The organism is Phaeovulum sp., from assembly GCF_030684035.1.
Classification (GTDB): domain Bacteria; phylum Pseudomonadota; class Alphaproteobacteria; order Rhodobacterales; family Rhodobacteraceae; genus UBA6213.
This window is the reverse complement of sequence record NZ_JAUXPI010000063.1, coordinates 1-25,110: the sequence shown is the minus strand read 5'-3', so window position 1 is coordinate 25,110 and position 25,110 is coordinate 1. Positions and strand designations below refer to the sequence as shown.

Sequence of the window (25,110 nt, the reverse complement as noted above, 5' to 3'; positions counted from 1 at the left end):
CCGTGGTGGTGTTGTTGATCAGCGAAAGCGCAAGCGCCGGGGTGATCGAAACCCCGCCCGATGACCCCGCCTCGGCCTTGGTCGCGGCAACATGCGTGGCGCGCGCCGCCAGCGTCAGATCGCCCGCGCCGCTGACCACGCCGCCATCGGCGATCTCGGCGACCGAGCGGTTCGCCAGAATGTTGAGCGCAACAGAGGCACCAACGCCAACCGTCGCCCCGGTCGCCCCGCCGCCAACCGGCAAGGCCTCGGCGGTCGCATCGGTCTGGTTGTCGGTCGCCAGCGAAACCGCCCCGCCCCCCGCAACCGTCACCACCGCCGCCCCCGAAACCCGCGCCACCGACTGCGTGTCAAGCAGGTTCAGCGCGAAGGAACCGGCGATGCCGACATTCGAGGCACCTGCGCCGGAGGTTGCGCTGGTGGTGAAACTGTTGCCTTCGCCCATGGTGAGCGCTGCGACATGCGCGCTGCCCGCGCTGACCGCGCTGGCGATCACGGCGTCATTGACGACCTTGGCAATGTTGATGCCAAGCGCCACGCCGACGCCGGTAGCCGAGTCGACGGTCGATCCGTCCGCGGTCACGCTGACTGCGTTTTCCGAGCCGGTGGTCACGCTGACCGCGCCGGTGACCGTGGTTGCCGCCGAGGAATTGATTCGGGCATTGGTGGTGGAGGTCAGATCCGAGATCGCCAGCGCGCCGGCAACCGAAACGCCGCCGCCGCTGGTTGTTGCCTGCCCGCCATAGTTCGGATCGCTCAGGTAGGTCACGGCCATGCTGCCAGCCGATGGCGTTGTCGCCCCGCCCGCGCCCGCTGTGGCGTTGACCTCGACACTGGTGCCGGTGACCGCATTGAGGCTGAGCCCGCCGGTCGATACCGCTGCCGCATCCGCCAGTTCTGCCGTGGTTACCGCGTTGACCACGCTGACCCCGACCGAGGCGCCGAAGGCGGAGGCTTGCGGCGTCGCATCGGATTCGGAGGTGACAATGTTATGCGCGTTCAGCGTGGTATCGCCTGCAACATGCAGTTCCGCCGAGCCGCCGATGCGGGCAATCGCGGTGCTGTTGATTGTCGAAATGGCAACCGCGCCATCGGCCGAGCTGTTCACCGGCGCAAGCGACTGGGTCACGATCGAGGAGAGAACCTGCGCGGTTGCACCCAGTTCGACGATAGCGGCGGTCAGCACGGTGGTGCCCTTGATATCAACCGTGGCATCGACGTTCGTGACCACGATGCCGAGCGGCAGCAGCGTGACACCACCCGCGCCAGCCGCCGAGGCCGTGGCCTTGAACAGGCCCGAGGCGTTGATCGCCCCGCCATTCGCGGTAATCCGCGCAGTGGCGGTGGGCAGAGCGAGCAGCAGGCTCGCCTGATCCACGGTCGAAGTGGCGGTAAGCGTGATGTTCCGGCCGGTAAGAACCGGGGCGGTCGCCCCGCCCTGGCCGATGATGATTTCGGCGGTGCCGCCATTCGTGCGCGTTGCGGTAAAGATCACGTCACCGGCAAGGAACCCCGAGCCAGAGGAAACCCCCGCGAGAACTTCAGAGCCGTCATCGAGGGTGATGCGCGGGGCCTCAAGCGTGATGCTGCCGGAATTTCCGGTCGAAACGCCCGCCGCGATCATCCGCGAATCGAGCACGCCACCGGCAACCACGGTAATCGATTCGTCGGCCTGCAAGAGGATGCTGGCACCGTTGGAAAGAATGCTGGTGGTGACGCTGGTCGAATTCGCGCCGCTTGCACTGACCAGAGCACCGCCGACATAAAGCGCAACCGGGTCGATCAGCAGCGTTCCGGCGCTGCCCGCGCGGGATGACAAATCAAGGTTGACCGAGCCGATATGCGCATCGCGCCCGCTCAGTTCGACAAAGCCGCCATCACCGAGGCCTGCGCCCGCTGCGCTGAAGGTTGCCTGATCCTGCACCACCAGGGTGCCATCGGCGAAAACCACGATCGCGCCGCCCGCGTCGCCATCGGCCGCGAGCAAAGCACTGGATTCAATGGTGATGTCGCCGCCCGTTACCGAAATCTCGCCACCATCCGCAGCGCCCGCGGGGGCCGAAACGTCAAGCCTGCCACCAATGCGCGAACCGCCCGCCGCGACGATGGAAATCCGGCCACCATGGGCCACGAGCGCGGCACCTTCGACCATGCCAGCGGCATTGACCGTCGCTTCGAACTTGGTGCGCTGGCCAAGATCGGCACCGGTCAGCGGTCCGGTGTCGCCGTTGACCAGAATCGTCTGACCTTGCAGCGAAATCGAGCCGCTGGCGTTGACCTGACCCAGAATCGCGATATGCCCATTTGGCGACATCGGAATTTCGCCGCGCATGAGCTGCGCCGCAACCGCATCGTTGACGCTGCCATCGGCACGCACGACGCGGTCGAGAAACTCTTGTGTCGGGGTGTTGACGGTCAGTGAACCGACGTTGACGCGGCCGTTCTGGCCAACGATGAAGCCGTCGGAACTGGCAAAGAAGACGTTGCCGCCGATGGTCCCGTCCTTGAAGCTGTTCAACTCGCCATTGATCACCACCGCGCCATTGCTGACGATGTTGACCAGGCTGCCCGCGGCGTCGGGCACGAAAAGGTCAACCCTCGTGCCGGCGGCCTGCTGGAAATCGGAAAAGGTGTTGAAGCCGACATTGCCGGAAACTGTTCCGGTGGTGATGCGGGTGTGGTTGTCGGTGGTGGTGATGGTGGTGCGGGTGCGGCCATCGGCGATGATGTTGTTCGAGGTGATGTCGAGGTTGACCGCCTGCGCCTCGGCGCGGGTCGCCATGCCGGTGCCCATCAGCGCCCCAAGGACGAGCGGGCTTGCCCCAAGCACGAATTGCTTGAACAGGGCGCGCCGCTGGCGTGCCCTGTTCTGGCGGGAGTATTCGATGTGCAGCAGGCTCATATGTTTGCCCATCAGAAATCTCCGCTCGGGATTGTCAGGATGTCCGGACTGTCCGGACTTACGGCGTAAAGCAGCGTGAGGCTGGCGGGAAACAGCGTTCGCAGCCCATCCGCCTCTTCGAACCGACCCTGCAACAGCAAGATCGCGGTATGGCCTGCAGCGTCGGCACCACGAAACAGGAGGATGCCGTTTTCCAGCACGACATCCTTCGAGATGGTTTCCGGCAGATACCCCGCCGCATCGAAATAGGCGCGCAGCACATCGCCATTGGCATAAAGCATGGCGTCGGTGATCGCCGGGTCGGTGGCCGGAGCCCAGAGCACCCCGACCTGGATGAGCGCCTTGCTCTGATACCCGAAGATGTAGGAAACCTGCGCGGTGCCGCCTTCGCGCAGAACTTCGGGCGCGATGATGGTCATCACCCGGGTCCGCTCGACCGAATTCAACCCAACCTGCACCGCATCGCCTTCCAGCCCGAAATCGGCCTTGATCGCGGCGCGCACCGCGTCTTCATCCATGCCGAATTTGGCAGACCTGAAGCCGGTGAGCGAGACCACGGCGGTGCCCGCCGGGGCTCCCGCCGTTGCGGATTGCGCGCGCCCCGTAGCGGGCAATGCGACAAGAGCGAAGCTTGCGATCAGGACGATGGCAAGCAAGGCGCGAAGGAATTCGGCAAGGCGAGGGGTCGCAGCGGTCGGCATTGGCAGCTCCAGACTTCAGTCGAACCCTGAATGGGTGCGGCACGGCGTCGTGCAGAAACGAAGGCAACCAGAACACCGCTCCGGCAGATTGGAACGGGTCTCAACTCGTTTTCTTGGCAGAACCACGCGGCTTCTTCGGCACGGGGGGCGACAGTTTCGAAACTGACCTCAGGCTGGCGATCTGGCTGTAGATCGCCTTCAGGAACCCGGCCTGATGCAGCTTGTGCACCTGCTCGGCCGTTAGCGCGGCAAGTGCCGCCTCGTTGATGATCATGATGCCGTGCACGACAGATTTTGACCCGTCAGGCGCGGTGGTATCCAGCGTTGCGGTCTGCAACAGGCCGAAATCGCGCAAAAGCCCGCAAAACGCCTCGGTCCGCACCGCCGCGTCGCGATAGGTCTGCGCCAATGCAAGCGCCTGTTCCAGCGGGGCCGCACGCGCGCCGTCTTCGGAAAAGAACCGCTCGCCTTCCACCTCGCCAAATCCGGGGTAGGTATCGTCGAAGCACAGAACCGAAGATCCGCCAGCCGTATCACCGATGATGAAAGGGTAGCGCCGCAGATAGGCGGGAATATAGGCACCGCTCCACAGCCCGTCGTCCGAGACATAGGCATTGGTTCCGGGGGCGGCACCGGTCACGAATACCGCCGCTGGCAGCTCGGGGCCGGGCAGGAACGCGATCGGCAGATCGGCCATCGCCAATTCGAATTCGTCCACCAGCGCCGGGATCACATTTGCTTCGCGCGCGAAGCCAAGCGGGCGCTCGGGCCGACCGATGCGCAAATTTTCGTGCAAACGGGCATCGACAGGAACAACGTTCTTGTAAAATAGCGGGTTCTGGATCAACACCTTTGCCCTCTCGTAGTTAACCAAACAAATTATACTGCGACGATTTGTCGCATGTCCATAGGTAGCCCGGGAAAGATTCAAAAAACAACACTATTTCCGATACCGCGAACCCGAGAGTGCGCACATCTGACCACCAGTTGCAAGCTCTTGAATTATCTAATCAATGCTGGCGTTTGCTCGCAAATGCTGGCTGCCTGAGCGCAATATCTGGCGCTGAACGCGCTGCATCCGGGGGCCGAAAGTCTATCGCGCTGAAGAAAAGTCCATTGCATTGAAGGAAAGGATTCGCGCGGCACCTTCACCTTCGTCGCATCATCCGGGTCGGCCCGGTGGCTGGCAGAGCACCTGCCGACCGGCATTTGCCTGACCTCGGTGTGGCACCGGCGGTTTCGCCCAAGATTTGCCGCGTCCGCCACGCCTGGGCTTGCGGCGCGCGAAATTCCTTCGCACAGTCGCCGGACACCAGAGGCCAGAGGCCAGAGGGCGGAACATGACAAAGCAACTGATGATCTACGAGAATGCCGTGCCGATCTCGGCCGAGGCGCACCGCAACCTCGCGGTGCGGCAGGGAACGGATTTCCGCTTTGCCGCCGCGCTCAACTCGGTGCCGCTGGTGGTGGCCGAATTCGAAAAAGCGGCGGCGGAATACCCGATCGTCTTTGCCGGTGAAGGCCCGGCGCTGACCCCTGCCGCGGTTGTCGGGTTGCGCACCGACGAAAACCTCTGCGTGACCGCCGCCGGAGCCTGGGACGGCGACTATGTGCCCGCGTTCCTGCGCCGCTACCCTTTCGTTTTTGCAAACGCCGACGCCGAGGGCAACTTTGCCCTTTGCATCGACACCGCCTTTGAAGGCGTCAACGAGGCGGGCAAGGGCGAGCGGCTTTTTGACAGCGATGGCAACCGGACCCAATACCTCAGCAACATGCTGCAATTCACCTCGGATTATCAGGCGCAGCACGCGCTTACCCGCGCCTTCACCGACCGCCTGCGCGAGCTCGACCTGCTTGAACCGGCAACGGCAACCGCCTCGCTCCCCGATGGGTCGCGGATTTCGCTTGGCGGGTTCCTGCGGGTCAGCACCGACCGGCTGGCAAATCTGGACGATGCAGCGGTGCTCGATCTCTTTCGCACCGGCTTTCTGGGGGTGATCCACGCCCATGTCGCCTCGATGTCGCGGCTGCCCGGCCTTCTGGCCCGCGCCGAGCGGCGTGCGTCCGAGGCAAAAGCTGCCTGACCGGCTTGACAGCGGCAGCAGCGCGCCCGCATCTGCGCAAGCAAAGCAAACAGGGGCCGGAACCCATGTCGAATACCCGCATTGTAACGGTCGGTGATATCGCCATTGGCGGTGCCGAGCCCTTTGCGCTCATCACCGGCCCATGTCAGCTTGAAAACCTCGATCACGCCCGCATGATGGCCGAGAAGATCGCCGAGGCCTGTGCGCCCACCGGCACCCGCTTCATCTTCAAGGCCAGCTACGACAAGGCCAACCGCTCCTCCATCGCCACCACGCGCGGGCTGGGCATGGAAGCGGGGTTGGACATACTTGCCCGCATTCGCGACGAATTCGGCTGCCCGATCCTGACCGACGTGCACGATGCGGCACAATGCGCGCCCGCCGCCGAGGTGGTCGATATCTTGCAGATCCCCGCGTTTCTCTGCCGCCAGACCGACCTGTTGCTGGCCGCAGGAGCCACGGGGCGCGCGATCAACGTGAAAAAGGGCCAGTTTCTGGCACCCTGGGACATGGCGAATGTGGCCGCAAAGATTGCCAGCACCGGCAACGCGCGCATTCTGCTTTGCGAGCGCGGCACCTCGTTTGGTTACAACACCCTGGTCAGCGATTTTCGCGCCCTGCCGATCATGGCGCGCACCGGCTACCCGGTGGTGTTCGACGCCACCCATTCGGTGCAGCAGCCGGGCGGGCTTGGTGCCACCTCGGGCGGGCAGCGCGAATTCGCGCCGGTTCTTGCCCGGGCTGCCTGCGCGGTGGGTGTGGCCGCGCTTTTCATCGAGACCCATCAAGACCCCGACACCGCGCCAAGCGACGGGCCGAACATGATACCGGTGCATGAAATGGCAGCCCTGCTTGGCACCTTGCGCGCGCTCGACCAGATCGCCAAGGCAACCGCCGAAGGTGAGGCGAAGCAAAGCTAGCGCATGCCGCGCCGGATACGGCGCACCATCAGCCAGACCGCCAGCACCACCAAGGGCACCATCCCCGCGGTCAATGCCGACTTGCCAAGCCCAAACGCCTCGGCGAAGGGCGCAAGCAGATAACCCGCGAGACTGACCCCGTAATAGCTGATGGCCACCACCGAAAGCCCTTCGACCGTGTGTTGCAGCCGCAATTGCAGATCGGCCCGCCGGTCCATGCTTTCCAGCACCTTCTGGTTTTGCGCGCTGCGTTCAACATCGACCCGCGTGCGCAAAAGCTCACCCGCGCGCGCGGCGCGTTCAAGCATGGTGCGCAGCCGGGCCTCGGCCGAACGGACGGTGCGCATGGCGGGCTCATAGCGGCGCAGCATGAATTCCGAAAACTTCTGCCGCGATTCGAACCGCGATTCGCGCAAGACCCCGATGCGCTCGGCAACGATCGCCTCATAGGCACCGGTCGCGCCAAAGCGGAAGGAATGGCTGACCGCGAGGCTTTCCAGCTCTGACGACACCCGCAACAGCTCGTGCAGCGTCGCTTCCGGCGCGTCGATCTCATGCGACATCCGCTCTACCAGCGCCGAAAGCTCGGGGTCGAGCGCGTTGAGCCGCGCGGTCAGGTCGCGGGCACGGCCAAGGCCAAGCATCGACACCGCGCGATAGGTTTCGATCTCGCAGAGCCGTTGCACCACCCGCCCTACCCGGCCCGGCCCGGTGCCGCGCCGCACAAAGAGCGCGAACCGCATCTGCCCGGCGGGATCGATGCGAAAATCGCCCGCCACCACCGCCGCACCATCAAGCACCCAGGCGCAGGCAAGGCTTTCGGGCACGAACCACGCATCAAGCAGCGGCTCGATTTCGGCGTGGTTTTCCGGCAGCCAGTCGATCCGGATCGATACTGCGGCAACCCGCTTGCCCGGCGCATCCAGCACCCATTGCAACGGAAATACTTCGGCCTCGGCGGGGTCGAAGGGCCGCGCCGAGCTTCCCGCCGCGTAGGCAAGATAGGTAACGAATTCGGTATGGCTTTCCCATTTCAGCGCGTGCCGCCCGATCTGGCCGGCGTGGTGGGTGACCCCTTCTGGCGGCAACGGGGCACCGTGGCGAACCAGCAGCGCACTCAGATGCGCATGATCGGCGGCACGGCTGCGGTTGGCCGCATCGCGCGGTTCCTTGATCGCAAGATAGACCGCATGGCTTGGCACCGCGATATGCGGAAACGGCCGCGCGTGCAGTTCGTTTACCAGAGCATAGCGCAGCGGATGGTCAGCGGCGGGGTTCATCAACGGCCTGACAAGAGGGGGCTGCCCAAGCATCGCCGGATGCGGTGCAAATGCCAAGCGCTGAGGTGCCGCAACGGCGCGCGGCGCAACTTGCTGGCGCGCGGGCAACACCCGTGGCTCAGCGGGTGGCCTTGCGCCGCCGTGCAAGCACCGCCAACCCGAAAAGCCCTGCCGCCGCAAACCCCGCCCCTGCCGAAAAGGCGACAGCGGCACCCTGCACCGCCCACAACCACCCCGCCAGCCCGTTGGCCAGCAACAGCGCCATTCCGGTGACCAGATTGAATATTCCAAAGCCGGTGGCGCGCAGGTTTGTCGGCGCGGCCGCAGCCACCTCGGCGGCAAGCAGCCCCTGGGTCAGCGCCATGTGCAGCCCCCAGACCGCGACCCCCGCCAGCACCCCCCAAAGCCCCGGCGAAAAGGCAAGCAGCAGATCGGCAAAGATCAACACCGCGAAACCGCCGATCAGCAGCCCGCGCCGCCCGATCCGGTCCGAAAGCACGCCGAGCGGCCAGGCGGCAAGCGCATAGACCACGTTCATCACCACCAGCACGAAAGGTGCATAGACCATGGCCAACCCCGCTTCGGAAGCGCGCAGGATCAAGAATGCCTCGCTGAAGCGGGCGAGCGTCAGCACCGCGCCAATCGCCACCACCAGCCAGAACCCGGGCCCGAGTGCGGCAAGGCTGGCGCGGCTGAAGCGGGGCCGCGGAGCCGAAGAACTACGCGCCTCGGGCTCGCGCACATAGAGAACCAGCACCGCCACCGCCACCAGCGCCGGAATGATCGCCAGCCAGAACACCAGCCGCACATTGCCCGCAAATGCCGCCATCAGCGCAATCGCGGCAAGCGGCCCGATGAAGGCACCCACCGTATCCATCGACTGGCGCAGGCCATAGGCCGCACCGCGTTGTTCGGGCGGCACCAGATCGGCCACCAGCGCATCGCGCGGCGCGCCGCGAATGCCCTTGCCGACCCGGTCGGCCAGACGCGCCGCCAGCACCACCCCCGGCACCCCTGCCATGGCAAAAAGCGGCTTGGTCAGCGCGCTCAGCGCGTAGCCCGCCACCGCCAGCGGCTTTCTGCGGCCGATCCGGTCGCTCATCATCCCGGAGATGAGCTTGACCACCGAGGCCGTCGCCTCGCCAAGCCCCTCGATCAGCCCCAGCACCGCCGCCGAGGCACCGAGCGTGCCGACCACGAACAACGGCAACAGCCCGTGAATCATCTCGGACGAGATGTCCATGAACAGGCTTACGAAGCCGAGCGCGATGACGCCGCCGGGAAGACTCGGGCGCAAACCAACCTCTTTCCGCCCGCGCAATCGTACCGGGCAGGTGTTTCTTACCTTCTGGAACCCTGCTCAGCCAGTCCCAGCACCGTTTCGCCAGATCAGGTCAGGTTCCGCGCGAAGAAATCGAGCGTGCGCGACCATGCCAGCTCTGCCGCCGCCTCGTCATAGCGCGGCGTGGTGTCATTGTGAAAACCGTGGTTCACGCCTTCGTAGATAAAGGCCTCATAAGACTTGCCACCGGCCTTCAGTGCCGCCTCATAGGCGGGCCAACCCACGTTCACCCCCTGATCCAGCCCCGCGTAATGCAGCATCAGCGGTGCCTCGATCTTCGCTGCATCCTCGACCGCTGGCTGGCGGCCGTAGAAGGGCACCGAAGCCGCGAGATCGGGAAAGGCGACCGCGAGCGCGTTGCATACGCCGCCGCCGTAGCAGAAGCCGACCGCGCCGACCTTGCCGGTCGCGCCTTCATGGCCGCGCAGAAATTCGTAGCCCGCGAAGAAATCGGCCATGAGCTTTGCCGGATCGAGTTTGGACTGCATCGCGCGGCCATCATCGTCATTGCCGGGGTAGCCACCGATCGAGGAAAGCCCGTCAGGCCCGAAGGCGAGGTAACCGACCTTGGCAAGGCGGCGCACCACATCGGCGATATAGGGGTTGAGCCCGCGGTTCTCGTGGATCACCAGCACCGCCGGAAGCCTGCCGCGCGCGCCCGCCGGACGCGCCATCAGCCCCTCGATGCGGCCGTTGCCCTCGGGGCTTTCGTACGCCGCCATCGTCGTCTCGATTGCCGGGTCGTCCGCTGCGACCTGCTGCGCGAGCGCATAGTCAGGCTGCAACTGCGACAGGATAGCCACCCCGGTAACCCCGGCTGCGGTGAATTTGCCAGCCCGTTCAATGAACTCGCGTTTGGTCATGCGCCCGTGCACATAGCCATCGTAAATCTCGAGAATGCGCGGATCGAAGTCTTTCGCGCGCTTGCGCGACGCAGGCTTTTCGAGCTTGTCCATTCCAGCCTCCCAGATGCGAGAGAGGCAAAATAACCGGAAACTGGCCCGCGATGGCCACACAAAATGGTGACCCCGCCCTTCTCGGGCGGGGTCATGCCCGTATCCGGCTAACGGCAGATCAGTCGATCATCGGCATCAGCAGATCAAGCGACTTCTTCGCGTCGCCATAGAACATCCGGGTATTTTCCTTGTAGAACAAGGGGTTTTCGATACCCGAATAGCCGGTGCCCTGACCGCGTTTGGACACGAACACCTGCTTCGCCTTCCAGCATTCCAGCACCGGCATACCGGCAATGGGGCTGCCCGGGTCTTCCTGCGCCGCCGGGTTCACGATGTCGTTCGAGCCGATCACAATGGCCACATCGGTCGAGGGGAAATCCTCGTTGATCTCGTCCATCTCCAGCACGATATCGTAGGGCACCTTGGCCTCGGCCAGAAGCACGTTCATGTGGCCGGGCAACCGCCCGGCTACCGGATGGATCGCAAAGCGCACGGTCTTGCCTTTGGCGCGCAGCTTGCGCGTCAGTTCCGAAACCGACTGCTGCGCCTGCGCCACCGCCATGCCGTAGCCGGGAATGATGATCACCGAATCGGCGTCGTTCAGCGCCGCCGCAACACCTTCGGCATCAATCGCCACCATTTCCCCGGCGATTTCCATGGCCGGGCCGGCCACGTTGCCGAACCCGCCCAGGATCACGCTGATGAACGAGCGGTTCATGGCGCGGCACATGATGTAGCTCAGGATCGCGCCCGAAGAACCCACCAGCGCGCCGGTGACGATCAAGAGGTCATTCGACAGCGTGAAGCCGATCGCCGCCGCCGCCCAACCGGAATAGGAGTTGAGCATGCTCACCACCACCGGCATGTCGGCACCGCCGATGCCCATGATCAGATGGTAGCCGATGAAAAACGCGAGGAGCGTCATCAGCGCCAGCGACCAGATGCCCGCGCCATTGAAGAACAGCACCAGCAGCACCAGCGACCCGATCGCCGCCGCGGCGTTCAGGTAATGCCCGCCCGGCAGTTTTTTCGCCTTGCCGTCAACCTTGCCCGCCAGCTTGCCAAAGGCGATCACCGAACCGGTGAAGGTGACCGCGCCGATGAACACGCCAAGGAACACCTCGACCTTGAGGATATTGACCTCGACCGCGGTCTTGTGCGCGAGCACCTTGGCAAAGCCCGCCAGCGCGTTCAGCGCATCGGCCGCCTCGGGCGTGCCCGCGGCCATCAGCGCGTGAATGCGCCCCAGTTCCAGTTCGGCGTTGAAGCCTATGAACACCGCGGCCAGACCGACGAAGCTGTGCAGCGCTGCCACCAGTTGCGGCATTTCGGTCATTTTCACGCGACCGGCGACATACCAGCCCGCCACCGAGCCGATTGCCAGCATCACCGCCAGCAGGGTCCAGCCAAAGGTGCTCAGCACCACTTCCGACCCGAAGATCGTGGCAAGCACCGCCAGAGCCATGCCGACGATGCCATACCAGACCGCGCGTTTCGCGCTTTCCTGCCCCGAAAGCCCGCCGAGCGCGAGGATGAACAGGATCGCTGCCGAGATATAGGCAGCCCCTACGATACCGATCGCCATTTTCCCGATCCTCCGCTTACGATTTCTGGAACATGGCGAGCATCCGCCGCGTCACGAGGAAGCCACCGAAGATGTTGATCGAGGCGATCAATATCGAAATCGCGGCCAGAGTGACCACCAGCCATGACCCCGATCCCACCTGCAACAGCGCGCCCAGAATGATGATGCTGGAAATCGCGTTGGTCACCGCCATCAGCGGCGTATGCAGCGAGTGGCTGACATTCCAGATCACCGAGAAACCGACAAACACCGCGAGCGCGAAGACGATCAGGTGGCCCATGAAGCTTGCGGGCGCAAAGGCACCGACCAGAAGCATGAGCCCGGTGCCGACCGCGAGCAAGCCGACCTGGTTGCGGGTCTGCTTCCTGAACAGCGCCACCTCGTTGGCGCGTTTTTCGACCACGGTCAGTTCGCGCGCCTTTTCCTTGGGTTTCTGCGCCGCGATCGCCGCAATTTTTGGCGGCGGCGGCGGGAAGGTAATCGCACCCGCATGGGTAACCGTGGCCCCGCGGATCACGTCATCTTCCATGTTATGGAAGATCTCCCCATCTTTCTTTGGTGTAAGATCGGTCAGCATATGGCGGATATTATTGGCATAAAGCGTGCTTGCCTGGGTCGCCATGCGGCTCGGGAAATCGGTGTAGCCGACCACCGTCACGCCATTCGCGCTGACAATCTTCTGGTCGGGCACGGTCAGGTCGCAGTTGCCGCCACGTTCGGCGGCAAGATCGACGATCACCGAACCCGGCTTCATCATCGCCACCATATCCTCGGTCCAGAGCTTCGGCGCGGGCCGCCCCGGAATGAGCGCGGTGGTAATGACGATGTCCATTTCCGGTGCCAGTTCACGGAACTTCGCCAGTTGCGCTTCGCGGAACTCGGGGCTCGAGGGCGCGGCATAGCCGCCGGTCGCGGCCCCGTCCTGCGCCTCGGCAAAATCGAGATAGACGAAATTCGCGCCCATCGACTCGATCTGCTCGGCCACTTCCGGGCGCACGTCGAAAGCGTGCACGATGGCACCCAGGCTGACCGAGGTGCCGGTCGCGGCAAGCCCCGCAACCCCGGCCCCGACGATCAGGATCTTCGCTGGTGGCACCTTGCCCGCCGCCGTCACCTGGCCGGTGAAAAAGCGGCCGAAGTTGTTGGCGGCCTCGATCACCGCGCGGTAGCCGGCGATATTCGCCATCGAGGAAAGCGCATCCATCTTTTGCGCGCGGCTGATCCGGGGCACCATGTCCATCGCCACCACGGTGGCACCCTGGGCATTGGCGGCTTCCAACAGGTCCTTGTTCTGCGCCGGGTAGAAGAAGGAAATCAGCGTCTGGCCCTGATGCAGGCGTTTGATCTCGGCATCAACGGGCGGACGCACCTTGACCAGCACATCGGCGGCCTTGGCCAGCGCCGCGGCGGTCTTGACCACCTTCACGCCCACCGCCTCATAGGTCGCGTCGGAAAACCCGGCGGCCGCGCCCGCGCCCGCTTCTATCATGCATTCGTGACCCAGCTTTTGCAGCAGCACTGCGCTGTCGGGCGTCATCGCCACGCGGTCCTCGCCCTCGAAAATCTCTTTGGGTGCGCCTATCTTCACCTTACATTCCCCTCGTTCCGGGCAAGCCGCCCAGGTGGATACATTGGCGGCGCACTCATAGCACCGGGCTTTGCGCTTTCACAAGCACCGAGGGCAGGAAGGGCTGCGACAATAGGCCCTTCCGTCGGCGCTTTCCCTCGTGCGAAACCCTTGGTGAAGGCACCGAAGGTTGCGCGGGCGCGAACTTTCAAAGCCAGCGCCGGGTCCGCGCCGCATAGTCCTGCCACGCCGCGCCAAAACGCGCGGCTATCCGCGCCTCCTCGCCGCGAATGAAGCGATGGGCGATGAAGGCCATGAATGCGGCGACCAGCGGCAAGGCCCAGACCGCCTGCCAGGCGATCAGTAACCCCGCCAGCACCAGCGCATCGGCCAGATAGATCGGGTTGCGGCTGAACCGGAACACTCCGCCGGTGACCAGCGCCGACGGGTCGCGACGCGGAATGAAGGTGGTGCGCAGGCCCAGCATCTGCGCCACCGCGAGGGTCATCAACACCACCCCCGCCGCAACCAGCCCGCCGCCAATCCAGCCGCCCCAGGGCAAAGCCACGGGCCAGAGTTGCCCGGCACCCCAGCCTGTTGCGGCAAAGACGGCGAGCCAGACCGGCGGCAGATCGAGCCATTCAAGAACGTCCCTGCGCATAGCTTTCCTCCCGCCATTGCTACCTTGTCACGCGCCCGAACCGCAAAGACAAGCCCCGGGGCTTGCGAACCGCGCCCGCGCGATGCACCCTGAGTGCAAGAAGGAGTCCGCCATGAGCACCGATTTTGCCGCCACCCGTGCCCTCTTCGATCTGCCCGAGGGGTTGATTTATCTTGATGGCAACTCGCTCGGCCCTCTGCCGCGCGCGGCCGCCGGGCGGGTGGCCGAAAGCGTCATTGATGAATGGGGCCAGATGCTGATCGGCGGCTGGAACGCGGCCGGATGGATGGACCAGCCCGCAAGGCTGGGCGACCGGATCGGGCGGTTGATCGGGGCGGAACCGGGCTCGGTGGTGCTTGGCGACACGCTTTCGATCAAGGTCTATCAGGCGCTTGCCTCGGCGCTCGACCTTGCGGTGCCGGGGCGGCAGGTGGTGCTTTCGGACAGCGGCAACTTTCCGACCGATCTTTACATGGCCGAAGGGCTGATCCACAGCCTCGGGCGCGGCCATGAGCTGCGGGTGGTGGCACCCGAAGCGGTTGCCGCGGCGCTCGATGAAAGCGTGGCGGTGCTGATGCTGACCGAGGTCGATTACCGCACCGGGCGGCGGCACGATATGGCCGCGCTGACCGCCAAGGCCCATGAGAAAGGCGCGATAACCATCTGGGATCTCGCGCATTCGGCGGGTGCGCTGCCGGTTGATCTGGCGGCGGTGGGTGCCGATTTTGCGGTTGGTTGCAGCTATAAATACCTGAATGGCGGCCCCGGCGCGCCTGCGTTCATCTATGTCGCCCCGCGGCTTGCCGACCGCGTGCGCCCGGCCCTGTCGGGCTGGCTTGGACATGACGCTCCGTTTGCGTTCGAACCCAGCTACCGCCCCGGCCGCGGCATTGAGCGGATGCGCGTGGGCACCCCGCCGGTATTGCAGATGGCAGCGCTTGATGCCGCGCTCGATGTCTGGGAGGGGGTCGCCATGGCCGATCTGCGCGCCCGCTCGCTGGAATTGACCGATCAGTTCATTGCCGATATCGAAGCGGCCTGCCCGATGCTCACCCTCGCCACGCCGCGCGCGCATGAGCTGCGCGGCAGCCAGGTGAGTTTTCGCCACCCGCAGGGTTACGCGATCATGCAGGCGCTGATCGCCGAAGGCGTAGTGGGCGATTTTCGCGCCCCCGACATTCTGCGCTTCGGTTTCACGCCGCTTTATACCTCGGGCGACGATGTCGCGATGGCGGCGGCAGTTCTGGTCGATGTGATGCGGCAGGAGTTGTGGGACCGCCCCGAATACCTCACCCGCGCCAGAGTGACCTGAAGCGGCGTCAGGGTAGCAGCCGCGCCACCAGTTCCGACCCGGCGCTGACCCGGTTGCCGGGGTAGGCCACCACCCGATCGCCGGGGGCAAGCCCGGCCTTCACTTCCGCCACCAGACCGGTCATCTGGCCAAGTTGCACCTCGGTCAGCACCGCGCGCCCGCCAAGTTCGCGGAAGGTCGCCCAAGCCTCGCCCTGCCGGAACAGCGCCGACACCGGCACCTGCAACACATCGGGATCCGACCAGACGACAATGCGCACATAGACGCGGTAGCGATCGCCCAGACCGACGCGGGTTTCTGGCGGGTCGAGAAAGGCAAGGCGCAGCCGCACCCGCTGTTCCTCGATGCCAAGCGCCGAGACGCGGGTGAAGGCGGCAGGATCGATGCGGCGCACCTCGGCGGCCAAAATCCCCGGCCCGCCCCAGCGCTCTACCTCAGCCAGTGCCCCCGCAGGCACCCGCACCGCATCGGCGGAAAGCAGATCGACCTCGATTTCAAGATCGGTCAGATCGCCGATGGTCAAAAGCGGACTGCCCGCCTGCACCAGCCGCGCGCTTTCATCGACAATGCTCAGCACCCGCCCTGAATGCGGCGCGAAGATCTGCACGCAGCATTGCTCGGTGCCTTTGCCGAGCGCCGCCTCGGGCCCGACCAAAAGCGCCTGCGCGCGCGCCAGCGTCGCGCGCTGCAACGCCAGTTCGAACTCGGCGGCGTCGCGCGCGGCAGCGCGGGTTGCCTGCAACTGCTGGCTCGCCTCCAGCGCGCTTTGCGCCACGATGCCGCGCGCCGCCAATTCGCGGGTGCGCGCCAACTGGCCATCGGCATAGTCGAGATCGGCCTTGGCGCGCTCCAGATTCACTTCCGAAAGCCGCAGCGCCGCCTCGGCCTCGGTCACCGCCGCCTCGGCCTGACCGCGCGCGCGCGCATCCAGCAGCGCCGGCGCGGCAGGCTCGATCTCCGCCACCACGGTCTGCCCCGCCACCACCGTATCACCCACCTGCAACGGCGAGCGCGCGACGGTGCCGGTCAAGGGCGCGCTCACCGTCCATGGCTCGCGCACCCGGGTCATGCCTTCGGCCGACACTGTCACCGCCATGGGTGCCCGCGCCACGGTGACCAGATCGACATCGAGCGGAACCGGGCGCATCGCCCAGGCAAAGGCCGCAGCAGCCCCGCCAAGCACCCCAAGCGTTACGACCAGACGTGCCAGATGCATGGCAGCACTCCTATTCCTTTGCCTTCAGTGCCAAGACCAGATCGATCCGGTCGAGCCTGCGCCGCACCAGCAGCGCCGCCGCCAGCGCGGTCACAATAGCCGCCGCCGCCGCCATCGCATAGGTCGAGCGCGCCACCACCAGCGGCAGCGAAACCAGTTCGTTCGATAGCCCCTTCACCGCCGCCGCCGCAAAGCCGTAGCCCGCGACCCAGCCAAGCGGAACCGCCACCAGCGTCAGCAACATGATCTCGCCGACCAGCACGAAGCCGACCTCGCCGCGCGAAAAGCCAAGCACCCGCAGGCTGGCCAGTTCATGCGCCCGTTCCGAAAGCTGGATGCGGGCGGCGTTATAGACCACGCCAACGGTGATCAGCACCCCGATCAGCGTGTAGATAATGCCCGACATCGCCAGGTTTTGCTGCATCGTCTCTTCAAACTGGCGGCGCACCTCGGTCCAGAGCATCACCCCTGCCACCGCAGGCGTCGCCTTGATCTGGGCATAGAGCGCGGGCAGCATGTTTTCATCGACCAGAAGGTTGATCTGCGCCACCTGCGCGGCCCGCCCGAGCCGGGCAAAGACCGCAGCCTCGGCCATGTAGGCACCCTGCCCCAGCGCCTGCCTGATCGTTCCCGCCAGCGGCACCGCCCAGGTTTCGCGCGGGGCCACCATCAGTTCGACCAGAACCGTGTCGCCAAGGCGCAGGCCAAGGTCCGCGGCCAGACCTTCGGGCAGAACCAGCCCCTCGGGCGGCAGATCGGCGGGGCGGCCATCGGCATCGAGCACCCGCATCAGCGTTGCCACCGCCGGACGCGCCTCAAGCACCGTCAGGCGGCTTTCGGACCCAACCCGAAGCCGCACCGGCAGCGCAAAACCGCCCTCGGCAAAGAGCACGCCCGGAAGTGCGCGCGCGTCGTCAAGCACGCCCAGCCCCTCGGCACCCGCCAGCACCAGTGTCACCTGCTGGCGGTTGGCATGGGTGAAGACGTCCTCCATCATCACATCCATCGCATCGAAGGTGAAATACGAGGTCACCAGCACCGCAACCGACGCCGCCACCCCGAACACCGTGACCAGCGCGCGGCCGGGCCAGCGGGTCAGCGAGCGCAGGATCATCATCGAGGTCTGTCGCAACCGCAGCGCGCTGCCGACCCGGTCCAGAAACCCCGGGCGGAACATCGCCGGGGCTGGCGGCGACATCGCCACCGCAGGCGGCAGCCGCACCGAGGCCCAGACCGCGCGCAACGCGCCGACAAGGGTGGTGGCCATGCCCGCCAGCCCGGAAATCACGAAGGCGGAATAGCCCGGCTCGTAAAGCAGGAACGGAAACCGGAAGAACTCCGAATAGAGCGCGGTCATCAGTTGCCCAACCCAGGCACCGATGCCCCAGCCAAGCGCCACGCCAAGCGCGCCGATGCCTGCGCCAAGCTTGAGGTAATGCGCGCCGATCTGCATCCGGCTGTAGCCGATGGCTTTCAGCAGCCCGATCTGGTGACGTTCGAGCGCGATCAGCCGCCCCAGCACCATGTTCACCAGAAATGCCGAAACGATCAGGAAGATCGGCGGCAACACCTTTTCCATTGCCGCAAGCTGGGTCATCTCGTTTTGCAGGAAGGCATGCGAGGTCTGCTTGTCGCGGCCGGTGGCCCCGACCCCGCCATAGGGTGCGAGCAGGCGGTCGAGCGCCGCGATCACCGCGGGCTCGTTGGCCCCGCGGGTCAGGCTCAGCGCCAGCTCGTTGAACGCCCCGCCCATGTCGCGCGCCGCTGCCGCCGCCTCTTCGCCCATCCAGATCAAGCCATAGCGACGGTCGTCGGGCATGATCGAACCGGGGCCGATGGTATAGATGAATTCGGGCGAAAGCACATGGCCGCTGACCGTGAGCCTGCGCAGGCGGCCGCCGACAATGGCATGAAAACTGCTGCCGGGGGCGAGGCGGTTGGCCTGCGCAAACGGCTCCGACAGGGCCACCTCATCGGACCGGAGCGGGTCTGGCAACCGCCCGGCGCGCAGGATCGGCACATTGAGCACCGGCGCGCCATCAGCGGGAAGCGAGATCACCCGGCCCATCGCGGGCTCGGCCAGCCCCTCAAGGTCAAGCACCATATGAAACCCGATCCGGCCTTCAACCGCCGCCACCCCGTCGATTGCCGCCACCTCGGCCAGAACCGCGCGCGGTGCGCGGGTGAGGCTGGCGAACACATCGGCGAAACGCTGCCGTTCATAGTAGGCGCTGCGGGTTTCGCTGAGTGAGCGCTCGGCACCCTGCATCACCACCAGCACCATTACGCCACAGGCCATGACCAGCGCGATCGCCAGCGTCTGCGCCCAGATCCGCCGCAGGTCGCGAAAGCCCTTGCGGTCAAGCGCGCGCATTACCAGACCACCTCCGAGGGTGGAACCCGGACCTCGTTCACCTCTTGCCGCGCAATCAGCCCATCGGCAACATAGATCACCCGATGCGCGATGCGGCGGATACCGGCATTGTGGGTGATGAGCGCGGTCGCGGTGCCAAGTTCGCGGTTCACCTCGACCAGCGCCTCAAGCACGGTAATGCCGGTGGCACTGTCAAGCGCGCCTGTCGGTTCGTCACACAAAAGCACATCGGGGCGCTTGGCGATGGCGCGGGCAATGGCAACGCGCTGCTGTTCGCCGCCCGAAAGCTCGGCGGGAAAATGGTCGAGCCGGTGGCCAAGGCCCACCCGCTCCAGCGCCTCTTCGGGCCGCATCGGGCGGCGCGCGATTTCGGTGACAAGCGCCACGTTTTCCCGCGCGGTCAGACTTGGCACCAGATTGTAGAACTGGAACACAAAGCCCACATGGTCTCGCCGGAAGGCGGTCAGCGCCTTGTCGGAGGCGCGCGAAAGGTCGTGGTCACGAAACACCACCCGGCCCGCGGACGCCGTATCAAGCCCGCCCAGAATGTTCAGCAAGGTCGATTTGCCCGAGCCAGAGGCACCAAGCAGAACCACCAGCTCGCCCTCGTAAAGCTCCAGATCAATGCCGCGCAGTGCCTGCACCTCGACCGCACCGGTGCGATAAATCTTGGTGACGGCTTCGGCTCTGAATACCACGTCGGGCGGGGCAATGGGCTCGGTCATGGCGCAAACATACACCGCCGGTGGCGCGGCGGCGAGGGGGCGCAGTTCAGTGGCAGTAGTTGTTTGACGCCGCCATGACCGGCGCACCCGGTGCAACCGCGGTGCCAGTAATCATGTGGCCGATGCGCTTGTTGAACACGTCGATCAACGCCAGTTTTCCCACCCCGGCCAGTGGCACATAGAGCTTTTTGCCATCAACGTCCGCGATCGCTTGCCCCGGCACGCCATCGAGCGCCACCTCGCCCGCCACAGTCAGCGTTTCAAGGTCGATCACCACTGCCTTTTTCTCGTCACGGCTGACCACATAGGCGAGCGTTTCAAAGAACCCGGTGGCGATCGAGGTGATGTCGCCCACCCCCGGAAGCGTTGCCACCACGTCGAACCGATCGGTGGCGATCACCGAGATCGTCCGCGAGCCGGTATTGGCAACCATCAGGTACACCCCGTCGGCCGTGCCATAGGCCCGCGACGGGCGGTTTCCAAGCGAGATGGTCTTGGTCACCTCCCAGTCGCGCAGGTTGATGACATAGCCCTTGCCGCCGACGGCGTCGGTCACAAAACCCATGCGCCCGTCGGGGGTGCGGGTCAGCGCCGAAATCTCGGCCGCCCCCGGCACCACACCGGCCTCGCGCAAAGACAGCGGCGCGAGCATCTCGGATTTGGTAACCGATATGCGCCGGATCTCGGCAGCCACATCATCGGCGACGAAAAGCACCACACCTTCGGCAGAAAAGGTGAGCTTTTCTGGGTTGTTCAGTCCCTCGATCACCGCAGTCACTGTGTTGTCGATGAGGCTGATCAGTGCAACCTTGCCCGCCGCGGCGTCTGCCACCGCAAGCCGCAGCCCGTCGGGCGAAAGCACCATCAGATCGGGAAATATCCCCAGCTCGAACCGGTGCTCAACCGCGCCGCTGGGCAGATCGACCAGCGCCACCAGCTTTTCGGCGCGGTTCATCACCACCAGCCGCATGATCGCCCGCGACACCAGCAACTGGTCAGCGACGAACGGCAGCGCCAGAACGCCCGCGATCTTGTCTTCGGCAGCGTCGATCACGCTCACCTCGGCCGCAGCGGCATTGGCAACGAACACATATTTCTCGACCGAGCCAAATTCCGTCGCACCACTGCCGAAGCCAAGAAACCGGTAGCCGCCCCAGACCGCCGCCGCCAGCACAAGAAGCCCCGCCAGCCCCATCACAAGCCTGTTGCGCATCGTCTCACCCTTTCGCTTTCGCGGCCTGCCGCGCCGCGTGGCGGCAGCGGCAGACAATTTGCCGAGCCTTACCCGCCGCCGCCGGGTCACGCAAGCGTGCGGCTCGGGGTCGTTTTGCGACGAAAAGCGTCGAAGATGGAAGATGCGGGCACAGCGCTGCCAGATTGCGCGGGCGCAGTATCTTCATTTCTTGATACATCGCATTAGCAATGCTTTATAGCCTGTTGCTATCCCGCGCATATTCTGAAAGCTGCGGAAACATGAGTCAAATCTACACCACATGCCAGCCATTTTAAGCATTTGCGGCTCATGTTATAAATCGCCTCTAGAGCGCAACAACTGGCCCCGACATCACGCACTTTTGACGCGAAAATCGACATCACGCACGGGGTCGCGACAGGTGCCAGTCGCGGCTTGGCCGGGCTGCCCTGGCTTCACCGCCATGAATGCCGCAGCGCGTTCCTGCGGCACATTTTCGCGGCGCGGCACGGCCAGGTCAGGACAAGGTCATATCGTCGCATTCGGCGCATTCCGGTCGGGTCCCGCCGGGGAAAATGGTATGATGCAAAGGCTTGCAGAACCTGAAAGAGGCACAAAATGAAATCCGCTATCTCAAGACATTTGCATTCTTCCGTCGCGATCGCGCTCTTCGGGGCGCTGGCCGCGTTTGCATTTGTTCCCCAGCATGCAGCGCAGGCGCAGCATGCCGCCAACGTCGCTGCACCGTTCAACGCATGGCGCGCCGCGTGGGTTCGCCATGCCGACCAGGGTTCGCTTGCAGGCGACTTTCAGGTGATTGAGCTGAAAACCTATGCGCCGGGCGGGCCGCAGGTGGTGGTCCCCAAGCCGGGTGATCTTTTCGTATATGTCAACACCGGCGGTCAGGATGCTTGCGGTCTGGCGCGGCCCGATGTTTTCAACCTGAACGCACACAGCCGGGTGAGCGTGTTCAACGCGCGGACAAGGGAGCTTGTCGGCAGCCAGGAAATGCACGACGCCTCGGGTGTTTTGCATGCCTCGGCGGTCAGCCCCGACGGGCGCTTTGCCTATGTGCCATCCGATAACGGCAGCTCTCCGGTGCTGTTCAAGGTCGATGCGCTGACCTTGCAGCCGCTGAAAATGCTCGATGTCGGCGGTGCGATTCACCACATGCAGGTCTGGCAGGACCGCTACCTGCTGATTGACGTCTATTCACCTCAGGAAAGCGGAAGCGGGGAAAAACACGCGACATTCCTGCTTGATCCCGAAACCGATACTGTTGTTGGCGGCATACGGGCGCAGGGCATGGGGGGCTATCCCTATTCCGCATGGGCCGATCCGGCACATGAATTCATCTATTTTCTTATGGAACCGGCAAGCGACGCGGTTACCAGCCCGGAGTTCCAGGCGGGCGCTACAGTCGGCGCGGTACCGTTCTGGGTCGCCAAGGTCGATCCGAAAGACTGGTCGGTGGTGGCCGAATACCCCTACCCCGGCCTGCGCAGCAACTGGATTCAGTTCGATGCGAATGGCTCGCACATGTTCGTCAACGGCTCGGCAGATGACAGCCTCTCGAAAATCGACATCGCCACCGGCGAGATGGTCTGGCGCGCCTTCACCGGTGCCGGGCCGGACGGGATCGAGTTGAGCGCCGATGGCACCGAGGTCTGGATCGCCAACCGCGGAGCCAACTGGAAGTATCACTCCGGCAAGACGATGACCGTGGTAAGCGCGGAAACCGGTGCGAGAATCGAGACGGTCATCACCGAAGGCAGCGGCATCGACCATATCGTGCTGTCGCCAGACGGCACAGAGATCTGGGCCTCTGCGGGCGATAGCGGTGCACTTCTGGTGGTCGATGCACTGAGCCACAAGAACCTTGCGCGGCTTCCGATGCCCGGCTTTGGCGATCCGCACGGCGTGGTGTTCGTGGCCTATGACGCCGAAGGTAACGGCCGCGTCGTCGCCGACCAGGGTGATTTCCACGGTGGCATCGACCCGCGCAATGGCGCGCCGCTGCGCTGAGACAATTGGAGTTCGGTGCCTTTTCCGCCCCACCCCGGCTTGCGGTGACGGGGCCGAGATGTGTTGGTGTGGCGCGCCCTGAAGATGGTCGCCGCGAGGCCTGTTCAGCCAGGGGGGATGCCTGGCCGCTCGAACCGCGCCGCGTAAACCCAGCCGAGTATCAGCGGGTAAACCGCTGCAAAGACCACGACAATCGCCAGATCCTTCAGTGGCAGCAGCCAAAGCCGCTGGCCCAAGGCGTCTGACCCGCGCCAGATGCCGGAAACCTCCGGCACGAGCACTGCCGCGACGATGCTCAACGCCATATAAACCGGCACGAACCCGCTAAGCGCCGCCACCGACAGCCGCCAATGCGCCGGAGCTCTCCAGCCAAGCACCGCCCCCACGCCAAGCAACGCGAGCAGCAAGGTGGTCACCGGCGATGCGCCGGTCAGCCAGAGCACCAGGCCGAACGCAAGCCCGCGCACCGCCACGGCAACCAGCCGCAGCACCACCCGCCCGGCACCGATCTCAAGCCGCAGTCGTGCGCGAAACGGCAGGCTTGCGGCAAACCAGACCAGGCAGCCAAGCCAGACGCTGGCGATCACATTCGCAAGCACGGGGGAAAACGCACCCGGTTGCGGCGATAGTCGGGCGTTCTGGCCGAGCCACGCCAGCGGCACCAAAAGCAGCGCCCCGATCACCCCGGCAAGCGCCACGCTGCGCCGAAGACGGCCCGCAAACAGCAGCGCCGCCAGCGCCGCCGGAACCCCGATCAGGCTGGCCGCGAGCGCGGGCTGGCTGCTGAGAATATTTTCGGGCATCGACCCATGTCTGCCACCGGTTCCGCTCTGGCCTACCTGCCACACTGTAGCTCCCCTGCCAAGCGCGCGGCGTAGCGCCTAAAATCGCCCGGATTTCCTTAGGCCAATCGAAAGGGGCCGACACTAGACTTTGGTGGAATCGGCTGCCGGGGCAGGGATGCGCGCGCATGGACAAATCGGCAAGCAAGGCACAGCGCGTGCGCGTTTGCGCGGGATGTGGCGATGTATGTGATAGGAACCGAAGCCGCCGACACGCTGTGGGGCAGCAGCAGTGCCGATACGCTGATCGGTCTGGGCGGCGACGACTGGCTTGAGGGTTGGGAAGGTGCCGACAGCCTCGTTGGCGGCGCGGGCAACGACACGTTTTCCGGCGGTGAGGGCAATGACACGTTTGATGGCGGCGATGGGTTTGACTGGCTCGATTACGATTTCGAAACGCTCTACGGCGGCGGCTCCGCCGGGGTCAGTGTCAACTTCGCCACCGGCACCGCGATCGACGCGTTTGGCGGCACCGACAGCTTCAGCGGCATCGAGGCCGTGCGCGGCACCAGCCGGGGCGACATCTTTCGCGGCGGCACCGGGCTAACCGTCTTATATCAAGGGCTTGCGGGTGCCGATACGATCATTGGCGCAGCGGGCGGCTATGATATTCTCGACTATTCCGGCGATATGACCGCAGGCGGCGGCGGCGCGATTCTTGCTGATCTGGCGGCTGGAAGCGTGACCGATGGCTTTGGCAGCCTGGACATTGTTTCCAATATCAATGAAATCCGCGGTTCGCTTTTTTCCGACCGGTTGTGGGCGGGCACCGCTGCGGTCAGCTTTCGTGGCGGTGCCGGGGATGACGAACTGGTAGGCGGCCCAGGTTCCGATACGCTGCTGGGCGAAGCGGGCGACGACCGGATCGAGGGCGGGGCGGGAAATGACCTGATCGACGGCGGGGCAGGAACAGATTGGGCAATCTTCACCGGTACCGCCGCGACCACGGTGAACCTGGCGCTCACCACGGCGCAGGTCACCGGTCATGGCACCGACATCTTGCTGCGGATCGAGAACGTCCTTTCGGGAAGCGGCAATGACCGGCTGATCGGCAACGCGCTCGATAATTTTCTCAGCGCCGGTGCAGGCAACGATACGCTTGAAGGCGGAGCGGGCAACGATTCGCTCGACGGCGGCGACGGCAATGACACGCTCGATGGCGGCGACGGCAACGACATCCTGCGCGGTGGTCCTGGCAACGACCGGCTGAACGCCGGTGCGGGCAACGACCTGATCGATGGCGGCGACGGGGTGGATACGGCGGTTTTCGCAAGCACCGCTCCGGTGACGGTCGATCTGCGGATTGCCACAGCGCAGGACACCGGCCTTGGGCTCGACTCTCTGGTGTCGATCGAGAATGTCACCGCGGGCAGCGGCAATGACCGGCTCATCGGCAATGCCGGGGCCAATGTCCTCATCGGCAACG

General features: G+C 65.0%; 19 protein-coding genes. 5 read left to right on the top strand and 14 right to left on the bottom strand.

Annotation, left to right across the window (positions count from 1 at the left end; genetic code table 11):
• The 3 genes from Q8J98_RS14525 to Q8J98_RS14515 form a co-directional block, all read right to left on the bottom strand.
• Window positions 1-2,914, bottom strand: a 2,914-nt coding sequence (locus Q8J98_RS14525) for a leukotoxin LktA family filamentous adhesin (RefSeq protein WP_305294997.1), incomplete at its 3' end; no start/stop codon positions are given.
• Window positions 2,914-3,603: a hypothetical protein gene (locus Q8J98_RS14520; protein ID WP_305294996.1), complete on the bottom strand. Its 690-nt coding sequence runs from the start codon at window positions 3,601-3,603 to the stop codon at window positions 2,914-2,916. The genes Q8J98_RS14520 and Q8J98_RS14525, both read right to left, overlap by 1 nt.
• A 100-nt stretch (window positions 3,604-3,703) precedes the next feature.
• Window positions 3,704-4,453 (bottom strand): SapC family protein, encoded by a 750-nt coding sequence (locus Q8J98_RS14515; RefSeq protein WP_305294995.1) that lies wholly within the window; start codon window positions 4,451-4,453, stop codon window positions 3,704-3,706.
• 490 nt (window positions 4,454-4,943) lie between these two features.
• Between Q8J98_RS14515 and Q8J98_RS14510 the strand changes: the two genes are divergently transcribed.
• Window positions 4,944-5,687: a SapC family protein gene (locus Q8J98_RS14510; protein ID WP_305294994.1), complete on the top strand. Its 744-nt coding sequence runs from the start codon at window positions 4,944-4,946 to the stop codon at window positions 5,685-5,687.
• A 65-nt stretch (window positions 5,688-5,752) separates the two neighbouring features.
• Window positions 5,753-6,607, top strand: coding sequence for a 3-deoxy-8-phosphooctulonate synthase (kdsA, locus tag Q8J98_RS14505; protein ID WP_305294993.1), 855 nt, complete (start codon window positions 5,753-5,755; stop codon window positions 6,605-6,607).
• On the opposite strand, the gene Q8J98_RS14500 is transcribed toward kdsA, so the two are convergent.
• The 6 genes from Q8J98_RS14500 to Q8J98_RS14475 form a co-directional block, all read right to left on the bottom strand.
• Window positions 6,604-7,887 carry a DUF3422 family protein gene (locus tag Q8J98_RS14500; protein ID WP_305294992.1) on the bottom strand — a complete coding sequence of 428 codons (1,284 nt, stop codon included), beginning with the start codon at window positions 7,885-7,887 and terminating at the stop codon, window positions 6,604-6,606. The two genes, kdsA and Q8J98_RS14500, sit on opposite strands and share 4 nt — an antisense overlap.
• A gap of 118 nt (window positions 7,888-8,005) precedes the next feature.
• Window positions 8,006-9,184, bottom strand: a complete 1,179-nt coding sequence (locus tag Q8J98_RS14495) for an MFS transporter (RefSeq protein WP_305294991.1) — start codon at window positions 9,182-9,184, stop codon at window positions 8,006-8,008.
• A gap of 92 nt (window positions 9,185-9,276) precedes the next feature.
• Window positions 9,277-10,185, bottom strand: a complete 909-nt coding sequence (gene yghX / locus Q8J98_RS14490; protein ID WP_305294990.1) for a YghX family hydrolase — start codon at window positions 10,183-10,185, stop codon at window positions 9,277-9,279.
• A gap of 118 nt (window positions 10,186-10,303) precedes the next feature.
• Entirely contained in the window at window positions 10,304-11,770 is a 1,467-nt protein-coding gene (locus Q8J98_RS14485; RefSeq protein WP_305183297.1) for an NAD(P)(+) transhydrogenase (Re/Si-specific) subunit beta, read from the bottom strand.
• A 16-nt stretch (window positions 11,771-11,786) separates the two neighbouring features.
• Window positions 11,787-13,358, bottom strand: a complete 1,572-nt coding sequence (locus tag Q8J98_RS14480; protein ID WP_305183298.1) for a Re/Si-specific NAD(P)(+) transhydrogenase subunit alpha — start codon at window positions 13,356-13,358, stop codon at window positions 11,787-11,789.
• Between the two features lie 187 nt (window positions 13,359-13,545).
• Window positions 13,546-13,998, bottom strand: coding sequence for an isoprenylcysteine carboxylmethyltransferase family protein (locus tag Q8J98_RS14475; RefSeq protein ID WP_305294989.1), 453 nt, complete (start codon window positions 13,996-13,998; stop codon window positions 13,546-13,548).
• Window positions 13,999-14,110: 112 nt separating this feature from the next.
• Between Q8J98_RS14475 and kynU the strand changes: the two genes are divergently transcribed.
• Window positions 14,111-15,310 carry a kynureninase gene (gene kynU / locus Q8J98_RS14470; protein WP_305294988.1) on the top strand — a complete coding sequence of 400 codons (1,200 nt, stop codon included), beginning with the start codon at window positions 14,111-14,113 and terminating at the stop codon, window positions 15,308-15,310.
• A gap of 7 nt (window positions 15,311-15,317) precedes the next feature.
• Here the strand turns inward: kynU and Q8J98_RS14465 are convergent, their stop codons facing one another.
• The 4 genes from Q8J98_RS14465 to Q8J98_RS14450 are packed head-to-tail and all read right to left on the bottom strand — an operon-like array spanning window position 15,318 to window position 20,838.
• Window positions 15,318-16,526 carry an efflux RND transporter periplasmic adaptor subunit gene (locus Q8J98_RS14465; protein WP_305294987.1) on the bottom strand — a complete coding sequence of 403 codons (1,209 nt, stop codon included), beginning with the start codon at window positions 16,524-16,526 and terminating at the stop codon, window positions 15,318-15,320.
• Between the two features lie 10 nt (window positions 16,527-16,536).
• Window positions 16,537-18,900: an ABC transporter permease gene (locus tag Q8J98_RS14460; RefSeq protein WP_305294986.1), complete on the bottom strand. Its 2,364-nt coding sequence runs from the start codon at window positions 18,898-18,900 to the stop codon at window positions 16,537-16,539.
• Window positions 18,900-19,625 carry an ABC transporter ATP-binding protein gene (locus Q8J98_RS14455; RefSeq protein ID WP_305183303.1) on the bottom strand — a complete coding sequence of 242 codons (726 nt, stop codon included), beginning with the start codon at window positions 19,623-19,625 and terminating at the stop codon, window positions 18,900-18,902. Before Q8J98_RS14455 ends, Q8J98_RS14460 begins: the two co-directional genes overlap by 1 nt.
• A 46-nt stretch (window positions 19,626-19,671) precedes the next feature.
• On the bottom strand, window positions 19,672-20,838 hold the full coding sequence (locus tag Q8J98_RS14450) for a YncE family protein (protein WP_305294985.1): 1,167 nt from the start codon (window positions 20,836-20,838) through the stop codon (window positions 19,672-19,674).
• Window positions 20,839-21,630: 792 nt separating this feature from the next.
• Between Q8J98_RS14450 and Q8J98_RS14445 the strand changes: the two genes are divergently transcribed.
• Window positions 21,631-22,842 (top strand): YncE family protein, encoded by a 1,212-nt coding sequence (locus Q8J98_RS14445; protein WP_305294984.1) that lies wholly within the window; start codon window positions 21,631-21,633, stop codon window positions 22,840-22,842.
• Window positions 22,843-22,946: 104 nt separating this feature from the next.
• On the opposite strand, the gene Q8J98_RS14440 is transcribed toward Q8J98_RS14445, so the two are convergent.
• Entirely contained in the window at window positions 22,947-23,645 is a 699-nt protein-coding gene (locus tag Q8J98_RS14440; protein WP_305294983.1) for a hypothetical protein, read from the bottom strand.
• Window positions 23,646-23,867: 222 nt separating this feature from the next.
• On the opposite strand from Q8J98_RS14440, the gene Q8J98_RS14435 reads away from it, so the two are divergent.
• The coding region (locus Q8J98_RS14435) for a calcium-binding protein (RefSeq protein WP_305294982.1) at window positions 23,868-25,110 on the top strand (1,243 nt) is incomplete at its 3' end.